This window comes from Protofrankia sp. CiP1_Cm_nod4 (assembly GCF_982290645.1).
The window spans coordinates 1,921-7,079 of sequence record NZ_CEVIVC010000162.1 but is presented as its reverse complement, the minus strand read 5'-3'; the positions used below and the strand labels follow the sequence as shown (position 1 = coordinate 7,079).

The window sequence follows — 5,159 nt, the reverse complement described above, 5'->3', positions numbered from 1 at the left end:
GGTTTCGTGCCGGCGGTTTCGTGCCGGCGGTTTCAGGCCGGTTCTCCGTGCTGATCATCCCGTACGAGCTCCCGTGTTTCGGGCCCGCCCGTGCCGAGCGTGTTATTCCGCGCTGTACGGGTTGCCGGCCCGCCTGATTTCCCATGGTTCCCGTCGTTGCCGTGATGCCTGCCGGCCGGGGGTTCCCAGCCGTCCGCGCTTTCGGTGAGCCGCCGTCCGCCGCTTTGTTCACGGTGTAACGTCCATGTTCGCGGGGCCCATATAAGGATGGCGTGCCGCCCACGTCGCCCGGGATTTCCGCCGCTCGTGGCCAGCCGGTGGCCGGTGCGCGGCGGAATGCCCGTCCAGCTCGCGGACCTGGCTTTGACTCATTCGTAGACTTGACTTGTTCCAGACGGCGGCGAAAGCTGGCCGGTGTGAACAGTGAGGACGCCGCCGGGCAGCTGCGGTCGGCCGGGTTACGGGTGACCGCGCCCCGGCTGGCGGTGCTCGCGTCCCTGGCCGAGGGAGCACACCTGAGCGTGGAGACGATCGCTCAGGATGCGCGTGCCCGGCTCGGCTCGCTGTCGCTACAGGCCGTGTATGACAACCTGGACGTGCTCGCCGCCGCCGGGCTGGTGCGCCGGTTCGAACCGGCGGGCCACCCGGCCCGGTTCGAGCTGCGGGTCGGTGACAACCACCACCACCTCGTCTGCCGGGAGTGCACGGCCGTCTACGACGTCGACTGCGTGATCGGCGCCCGGCCGTGCCTGTCGCCGTCGGACGACCACGGTTTCGTCATCGACGAGGCCGAGGTGACCTTCTGGGGGATCTGCGCCGACTGCCAGGCCAGGGCCACCGTCGGCGAGCGCCCACCTGCCGCGGCCGGAGGCCTACAGGATGCCGCGGCGGCGCAGGACGGTCAGGGCGGCGATGCCGGGGAGGACTGGGAGCCAGTAGCTGATCAGCCGGTACACCAGGACGGCCGCGAACATGGACACGGCGTCGCCGCCGGCGGCGGTGAGGCCGATGGCGAGGGCGGGCTCGAGCGCGCCGATGTTGCCCGCGGTGGGTACCGCCCCGGCCACCACCGCGCCTACCAGGTAGATGGTCGCTACCGATAGTAGTGATATGGAGCCGCCGAACGCCCAGACGCAGGTGGCCAGCGCCACGATCTGGGTCACCTTGGTGGCCGCGGCCGACAGCAGCAGCACGGCGGTGCGCCGTGGGGAGCGCGCGAGCAGCGTCAGATGCCGGCCCGCGCTGCGCAGGGCCGGCCCGAGCCGGCCGCGGACGCGCGGGCGGGTGCCGGCCGCGACGCACCCGACCAGGCACAGCGCGACACCGCCGAGGGCGGGCCCGGAGCCGACGTTCGCCGTGACCGACCTGATGGGCGCGCTCAGCGTGTCCTGCGTGCCCGAACCGCCGACCAGCGCGGCGGTGAGCGCGATCCCGCCCACATGGGCCAGGGCAAACGCGATCTTGATGGCGGCCACCGCGCTCAGGCAGGCCGAGCAGGCCAGCTTCTGGCGTTCCAGGTAGCGGGCGTTCACGGCGATCGCGCCCAGGCCCGCCGGCAGCACCCGGTTGGCCGCCGCCGCGGCCAGCTGCACCGCCACCGCCGTGCGCAGCCGCAGCGGCAGCCCGCTGGCCGACCGCAGGGCCAGGCCGTTGGCCAGGAAGAAGCAGGACGAGGCGAGCCCGCACGCCACCAGCCACGGCCAGGTCGGCACGGGGACGCTGGACAGCCTCGCACCGACCTCCGTCCGGAACCTCATGGCCAGCATGACGATCATCGGGACGGTGACGGCGAACGCGACCAGCGTCCAGGGATGACGCAGCCAGCCCACCCGCAGGCGAGGGCGCAGCGCTCCGGGCAGTGTGAGCGAACTCACCGCCTGCTCGCCGGACAGGCCTGACAGCGGTGAAGGTGTAACCTGCCGTAGCGTGATGGCGACCGGCTGTGCGGTGACGACGGCGCTGCCGTCGACCGTCGCCCTTGCGGGGGCTGCCGTCGCGGTAGCTGCCCGGCTGGGCGTCATGGCGCCAACAGTAGATCGGAATTCATAACGGATGCTGAACAACGTACATCCTGTGATGGGATCTTCTGCCACCTGCCCGTCGGACGGAGGATGGCAGCAACCGGCCAGGTGGCCGTTTCATGCGGGTACGGAACAGAACCGGCGGCGGCCGGCTTGCACGCAGAGGCGCGTCATGTCGTCCGAAAATGGCGTGCACCGGTAATCCGCCGTCGGGTGACCGGGATCACAGGAACCAGCGAAACCTTCAGCATCCGAGGAAAGGCAGGACCGTGACAGATCTGCGTGACCTACCGGTAACGACTCTCGCTGGCGAGAAGACGACCTTTGGCGCGTTGACGGACGGACGTGCCGCGCTCGTCGTCAACGTGGCAAGCCGCTGCGGCCTCACCCCGCAGTACGCCGGCCTGGAGAAACTGCACGAGGAGCTCGCCGGCCGCGGATTCACCGTGATCGGTTTTCCGAGCAACCAGTTCGGCAGGCAGGAGCCGGGGACCGCGGAGGAGATCGCGGCCTTCTGCTCGACGACCTACGGGGTGACGTTCCCGCTGAGCGCGAAGATCGAGGTCAACGGTGAAGGCCGTGACCCGGTGTACGCCGAGCTGACCCAGGCCGCCGACGCGGAGGGCCGGAGCGGCGACATCACCTGGAACTTCGAGAAGTTCGTGGTCGCGTCGGACGGCAAGGTCGCCGCCCGCTTCGGCCCGCGCACGGACCCGCACGACCCGGCGCTGCGCGAGGCGATCGAGGCGGTCCTGCCCGCCTGACGCACCTCTCGGCCCTGGCCCCTGCCCCTGGCCTCGGCCCCCGGTCCCGGTTGTGGATCCGTCCTGAGCGCTGGCTCCGGCTCCGCTTCGTCCCGGTCTGTCCCGTCCGCTCTACCCGTCTGTCCTGTCCTGCCCTGCTCTGTCCCGTCTGCTCCTGCCCGTCCTGCCCGTCCTGCCCTGCCTGTCTTGCCCTGGTCGTGGTCCGGTTCTGGCCGCGGGGCGGTCGCGGCTTCTTCGGCCCGGCCTCTCAGCCTGGTCTCTCAGCTCTGCCCGGCGGTCGTCCGGGGGAGCCCGTCCGGGCTGTACCAGGACGGCCGGTGGGTGCGCAGCCAGTGCAGGATGGCCGTCCGCAGGTACACCGGCCGGAACTCCAACGTGTGGAGCGTGGACACCGAGGCGGAACTGATGTCGATCGACTCGCCCCGGCTGACGATCTGCGCGAAGGCGGGCAGCGCCGCGGCGAACACGACGTTGATCTCATGCCAGCTCTGACCGGCCTCGGTGAACGTGTGCTCCACGCATCCGACGAAGTCCAGCGCGTGGGTCGCGAGCCCGGCCTCCCCCCGGATCGTGCGGCGCAGCGCACCCTCCACGCTCTCGCCGGGCTCCACGTTCCCGCCCGGCAGGGAGAACCAGGAGTGCCCGCGCCGGTTGGCGATGAGCACCCGCTCGCCGGAGACGAAGAGCATGCGGGCGCTCAGCACCGGGATGGCGTCGCGGCCGGGGGCGCCCAGGCCGTACGGGCCGCCCGCGGCGGCGGGGCGTCCCCGGCCGGCGAGTGTCGAGCCGGCGGCCCGGGCGGCGTCCCTGCCGGGATGCGGTAGCGGCCGGGCCGCCGGCGGGACTGTCGTGTCGTTCTTCTCGAGCATGGCTTCCCTCACGGGTGAAGGTGGGCTGGATCGACCACGTTCGGCTGGTTCGGCTGCTCCGAGCGCTTCGAGCTGCTGGGTGGCTGGTTGGGTGGCTGGTGGTTGGGGTGGCGTTGCTGCTTCGGTGATGCCGACGGTGGGGACGACGTCTTCCCGGCGTCCCGCGGGGTGCCGGCGGCCGGTTCCCGGCAGGCTGTCGGTGTGCCGGCGGCGGCTGGCGGTGCCGGGCGAGGCACCGGACGGCGCCCGGCGTGGCCCCGCGGCCCTGTTGTCGGGCCCCGGCCTCGGCCTGGCCGCCGGCTCCCGCGGCGGTGGCCAGGCGACCTATCCGCGGGTGCTCCTGACCCGTTGGACCCGCTGCACCGCCAGCGAGGACGGGTCGAGCCCGAGGACGTCCATCGCCTCCTGGACGACGGCCCGCTCGGCGGGGTCGAACGTGCCGTCCGAGCGCCCGATCACCGCGCCGAACTGCACGACCGACCTCGCCCGCGACCGGCTGCCCCGCACCTTGGCGATCTCGCGCAGCGCCGCGGTCCGGCCGGCGGCGGCGTCCGCGCGCAGCGCGTCCACATGGGTGTCGAACAGGTGGACGAGTTCCTTGGGCGGGAAGGCGCTGAGCGTAGGGTCGGTGGCGACGATGTGCGCCATGGCGTCCCGCTCCCGCGCGTCGATCGTGCCGTCGGCGGCGGCGACGAGCGCGCAGATGGCGACCGCGGCGTCCCGGAACGCGGCGTCGTCGAGCTCGTGCCGCCGGGCGTGCAGCTGGGCCCGCAGCACGTGCACGGACTGGCTGAGATGGTTCCACCACGCGTCGGGCTCGTGTACCGGCAGCCCCTGCCACACCGGCCAGCGGTCCTCCAGCCAGCGGTCCACCGCGACCGAGACGGCGGCGGGTGTCAGCGACCGTTCGTCGAAGTCCTCCAGGGCCAGCGGGACGAGCGCGGCGCCCGCGTGGGTGGCCGGGGCGGCGGCGTCGGCGGGCAGGTCGGCGGCGAACAGCGCGGTGACCGTGTGCTTCGCGTCCGGCCCGTGGTGCTCGACACAGCCGACGAACTCGGTCGGGACGGCCGGCGAGCCGGTCAGGGCGTGGACGTAGCGGGCCGCCGCCGAGGCGATCCCTTCGGCGGGCTCGACGTCACCGCCGGGCAGGAGGTAGGCGGACACGTCGGACTGATAGTGCGCGACCAGGTAGCCGCCGGTGTCGAGCAGGATCCGGACGTTCAGCCGGACATCCGTGGGAACGGGCATGTCGACCCCCTGATGACGCTTTCCCGCTGCCAGCGGCATTACTGAGGAGTTGCCGCTGACCCGATGCCATCATCCACCTGCCCAGGGTGGTTGCCCATCGGCAGTAGACCGCCGATGAATGCGGCAGCGCAAGGGTTGTAACCGAAAGAGGTTTGTGTTGTTGCGACCGGTTACTTGAAAATTTTCAACCAAACTCCGTAGCAACACCCTGACCTGCGGTGATGCATGATCTAGATCATATTGACGATGAATTCAAC

At 71.5% G+C, this 5,159-nt stretch carries 4 protein-coding genes and 1 pseudogene; 2 read left to right on the top strand and 3 right to left on the bottom strand.

The window, feature by feature from the left end; genetic code table 11:
• Positions 1-272 precede the first annotated feature (272 nt).
• A pseudogene (locus AC5LSR_RS21055) lies at positions 273-665 on the top strand (Fur family transcriptional regulator); the annotation flags it as partial.
• A 207-nt stretch (positions 666-872) separates the two neighbouring features.
• Here AC5LSR_RS21055 and AC5LSR_RS21050 read toward each other — a convergent pair.
• Positions 873-1,874, bottom strand: coding sequence for a lysylphosphatidylglycerol synthase transmembrane domain-containing protein (locus tag AC5LSR_RS21050; RefSeq protein WP_250287190.1), 1,002 nt, complete (start codon positions 1,872-1,874; stop codon positions 873-875).
• Between the two features lie 416 nt (positions 1,875-2,290).
• Between AC5LSR_RS21050 and AC5LSR_RS21045 the strand changes: the two genes are divergently transcribed.
• Positions 2,291-2,785 carry a glutathione peroxidase gene (locus tag AC5LSR_RS21045; RefSeq protein WP_250287188.1) on the top strand — a complete coding sequence of 165 codons (495 nt, stop codon included), beginning with the start codon at positions 2,291-2,293 and terminating at the stop codon, positions 2,783-2,785.
• Positions 2,786-3,045: 260 nt separating this feature from the next.
• Here the strand turns inward: AC5LSR_RS21045 and AC5LSR_RS21040 are convergent, their stop codons facing one another.
• A complete protein-coding gene (locus AC5LSR_RS21040; protein WP_493468881.1) occupies positions 3,046-3,654 on the bottom strand; it encodes an NUDIX domain-containing protein in 609 nt (202 codons plus the stop codon).
• A gap of 324 nt (positions 3,655-3,978) precedes the next feature.
• On the bottom strand, positions 3,979-4,902 hold the full coding sequence (locus tag AC5LSR_RS21035) for a TerB family tellurite resistance protein (RefSeq protein WP_493468880.1): 924 nt from the start codon (positions 4,900-4,902) through the stop codon (positions 3,979-3,981).
• Between the last annotated feature and the right edge of the window lie 257 nt (positions 4,903-5,159).